General features: G+C 47.2%; 2 protein-coding genes. One reads left to right on the top strand and one right to left on the bottom strand.

Annotated features, from left to right (window positions below; genetic code table 11):
- Positions 1–435 precede the first annotated feature (435 nt).
- Positions 436–2502, top strand: a complete 2067-nt coding sequence (locus QUB14_RS28125) for an elongation factor G (protein WP_333221463.1) — start codon at positions 436–438, stop codon at positions 2500–2502.
- 199 nt (positions 2503–2701) lie between these two features.
- Here QUB14_RS28125 and QUB14_RS28120 read toward each other — a convergent pair whose 3' ends face one another.
- Positions 2702–4030, bottom strand: coding sequence for a hypothetical protein (locus QUB14_RS28120; RefSeq protein ID WP_333221461.1), 1329 nt, complete (start codon positions 4028–4030; stop codon positions 2702–2704).
- Positions 4031–4143 lie beyond the last annotated feature (113 nt).

The raw sequence follows: 4143 nt of genomic DNA, 5'->3' as shown, positions 1-4143 counted from the left end.
GAGCCATCGCCCGGAGGTCGCTCCGGGCGGGGCCGGAGCGCCTTTGTTAAGAAAGATGTGAGTAAGGCATAGCTTAACAAGGGGGGGACAAGATTCTTCTCAAAGTCCCCCTTCTTAAGGGGGATTTAGGGGGATCGAGACTCAACAACAAGCGACATTTATTATGAGCTTCAGTCTTAAGCTGTTACCAATTGGTAGAGCCTGGGAACGAGAATCCGATCCGCGTTCATCTGCGGTTAAAAAATCAAAATATTAAGAAAAAATACAATCTGTGTTTTGTTACTCAAAACACGCTACGGTCAAAAGTATTGAATCATACCCAAATCAGAAGTTGCTCGAAAATGCAATAAAAATTAACGTAGAACAAGTCTAGAAAATGGTAGAGAACTGATTGCACCAAGAGCAATGGAAAACAAGTTTTCTGTTGGAGGCAATATGAACGAAAATGTCATTGGGGCCACGCGGAACGTTGCAATTGTTGGCCCTTATTTAAGCGGTAAAACCGCACTGCTCGAAAGTTTGCTGTCGGTGACAGGGACAATTACCCGCAAAGGAAATGTCAAAGATGGCAACACAATAGGTGATAGTTCGCCGGAAGCACGCGATCGCCAAATGAGCGTAGAAGTAAACGCCGCCACCGCTGAATATGAAGGCGTCCGCTTCACATTTCTCGACTGTCCGGGTTCGGTAGAATTTGCCCAAGAAACTTACAATGCGCTGATTGGTGTGGATGCGGCGATAATTGTTTGCGAACCAGTTGCCGATCGCACTTTAACCCTCGCACCCCTGTTTAAATTCCTCGACGATTGGGAAATTCCCCACCTAGTTTTCATCAACAAGATCGATCGGGCTTACACAGACGAAACTACTTGCGGCAGCAACTTCACCGAGGTGATCGATGCGCTCAAATCCGTTTCCAGCAGACCGATCGTACCTCACCAATATCCGATCGGCAAAAACGAACAAATCATCGGTTTTATCGACTTAGTAACCGAACAAGCTTACCACTACCATCCGGGCGCCGCCGCAGATCCCGTCCCGCTTCCAGAACACCTCAAAGCACAAGAAAGCGCAGCGCGGCAGCAAATGCTCGAAGAATTGGCGAATTTTGACGACCATTTACTCGAAGAATTGCTCGAAGAAATCAATCCCGACGCCGAAGAAATTACCCGCGATTTAAAGATGGAATTAGGCGCAGATTTAATTGTGCCAGTATTCATCGGCATCGCCGAACAAGATTTCGGCGTGCGGCCTCTGCTGGAAGCTTTGCTGAGGGAAGCGCCGACACCGGAAACTACAGCCGATCGCCGCAGGATTATACAAAGTGAAAACAAAGTTCTGGCTCAAATCCTCAAAACCTATTACACGCCGCAGGGAGGCAAACTATCGTTAGTGAGAATGTGGCGGGGGACGCTGGCAGACGGAGCAATTTTGAACGGCGTTCGAGTTAACGGTTTGTACCGCTTGACCGGCCAGCAAACGCAAAGTTTGCAATCCGTCAGCGCCGGGGAAATTGTGGCTTTGGGAAGGCTAGAAGGCGTGAAAACAGGCGATACGCTGGCGCTAGACCGATCGGAAGAATTGCCAAAAGCCGAAATCATCCCGCCTGTCTACGCACTGGCGATCGTCCCAGAAAAGCGCAACGATGAAGTTAAGCTGAGCTCCGCTTTAGCTAAATTGCTAGAAGAAGACCCATCTTTAGTCTGGGAACAGCACGGCGACACTCACGAAATTATACTTTGGGGTCAAGGCGAAATCCACCTGAAAGTAGCTTTAGAAAGGTTGCGCCGCAAGTATAACTTGCCGATGGTAACTCACTTACCGCAAGTGCCGTACAAAGAAACCATCCGCAAACCTGCATCTTCCATCCACGGGCGCTACAAACACCAAAGTGGCGGACACGGACAGTTTGGCGATGTGTACCTCGACATTCAACCGCAGCCACGAGGAGAAGGCTTCAATTTCACCGACAAAATAGTCGGCGGCGTCGTCCCAAAACAGTACATTCCCGGCGTGGAAGTCGGAGTACGCGAGTATTTGGATCGCGGCCCGTTGGGTTTCCCGGTGGTAGACGTAGCGGTGACGCTGACGAACGGTTCCTACCATTCTGTGGACAGTTCCGAACAAGCTTTCAAGCAAGCGGCGCGTTTGGCGATGCAGGAGGGAATGGCGAAGTGCGAACCGGCATTGCTGGAGCCGATCGCCAAAGTTGAAATTTGCGCTCCGAACGAGTGTACATCAAAGGTGTTGCAGTTGGTCAGCGGACACCGCGGCCAAATTCTCGGCTACGAAGGTAAACAAGACTGGAAGGGATGGGATGCAGTTTCTGCTTATTTGCCGATCGCAGAAATGCAGAATTTGATCGTAGAATTGCGATCGCAGACAATGGGAGTAGGATTTTTTAATTGGGAGTTCGATCGATTGCAAGAAGTGCCGGAACCTTTAGCTAAGCGGGTTTTGCTAACGACTGGCGGCAATGGAAACGGTAACGGTAAAAGTTAAGCTGTAGGGGCGGGTTTCACCAACCATCTGGGGAAGAATTCAAAGGATAAATAAACCCGCCCCCGCCCCACGGTAAATCTGAATGTACATTGCGATTTACCGTTGGGTGGGGGCGGGTTTTTGAGATTGTTTGTTTGAGGCGATTATGGTTGGTAAAACCCGCCCCTACGAGAATTATGTCAATTGTCAATCGCCGAGACTAACGCCGAAAAAAGCGCGACCACACAGCTATAATTACCCATGTCAGCAGGCTAGCAGCTATCCCTGATAGAATGCTAAATCCCATAATCACCCTCAGTCCCGAACCCGGAGCGAAAATTGGTACAAACGTATTTATGGCAGTATTGATAGTAGGATTTGCTTCGATTTCCGTTTTAAAACCGGCGGCCGCAGAAGCTACAGTCCCGCCAGTTGACAGCCCGACTCCGACAATGCCGACTACTGCTTGAAAAGTGCGATCGCTCTCAGCTTTCCTAATCTCTACCGTACCTCTAATTGTATCAGTCAGACTCCGCAATATTTCCAAACAAGGACGAAAATTGTCAATATCTTTTTGGATTTGCTTGGGATAGTGTTGTTTAGCCCGATCGCAAAAATCCTGCAAAAACTTCAAATCATCAGTAGGTCTAGCCTTGGCTTGAATTTCGGCCAGCTTAGCCTCATACTTCTCCAGATTAACATTAACTGTACTCTGTTGCAACTCCAAATAATTAAGGTCGATCGCAAACTCAGACAATTTTCCCATCGCCTCCAGCAGTTTATTGAGATTGAGTCGAGAAGTATTCCTCATCCCCACAATTTGGTTGTAATTACTCACCAACCGTTCTTGTAGCAGTAGACTGTTTTCATAAGCCCAGATAATTTTATGGCGGAAGCACAGCAAATCCAGCCAACTAACATAAAAATCCCTAGCCCATTCCTGACAAGCCGCTTCATCGGGATACAAAATTACCAGCAGTTGACAATTATCCTCAATCTTATCGCCCCAAAACTCAGCTACTTTCCCACCTAAAAACAGACCGCTTCCTTGAGAAACACCATCTTTTTCAAACAAACACTTGTAAACCTGTTTTGCAAGTTCTTCCGCTTCCAAATCAGTCCCAGATTCCAGCGAACCCGAAAGCATCCAAGTTTTGCCGATATTTTCCAACTTCGGTGGTTGGGGAATTAAATATTGCAAACTTTCAATCAGTTTAATAACTTGGTCAGGTTGATACTTATCATCAACGTAGCCATCAAATAAAAGTTGGTAATTATCCGTAACATTCCAGCGGCGGTATCGACCCTTAACTTGAGGGTTGTTCAGGTTTCCTTTAAAAGGTAAATCGGCTACTTTTACCGCATCTACCGCCAGAAATTTTTGTTTTTCGTCAGGCGTAAAAGAATCATTCCGCTTTTGGTGCAGTTGTTCAGCTAAACCCGCTAAAAATTTGACGTAGGTTTTGCGAGTTTCCGGTTCGCCGACACCCAACCCTTGTTTGAGAGTGTAGCTAAATAAATTCAGGGTAGGGTTAACTAATTTGAGCATAAAATATGTGATAAATGTCGCTTGTTGTCGAGTCTAGATCCCCCTCGCATCCCCCTTAAGAAGCTATGCCTTACTCACATCTTTCTTAACAAAATCAGGCTTGACATCTGGGG

The organism is Microcoleus sp. B3-D2 (genome assembly GCF_036705345.1).
GTDB lineage: Bacteria > Cyanobacteriota > Cyanobacteriia > Cyanobacteriales > Microcoleaceae > Microcoleus.
This window is presented reverse-complemented; position numbering and strand designations above follow the sequence as displayed.

Coding starts and splice junctions, on each gene's coding strand:
- QUB14_RS28125 (WP_333221463.1), top strand. CDS start 436: ATGAACGAAAATGTCATTGGGGCCACGCGGAACGTTGCAATTGTTGGC.
- QUB14_RS28120 (WP_333221461.1), bottom strand. CDS start 4,030: ATGCTCAAATTAGTTAACCCTACCCTGAATTTATTTAGCTACACTCTC.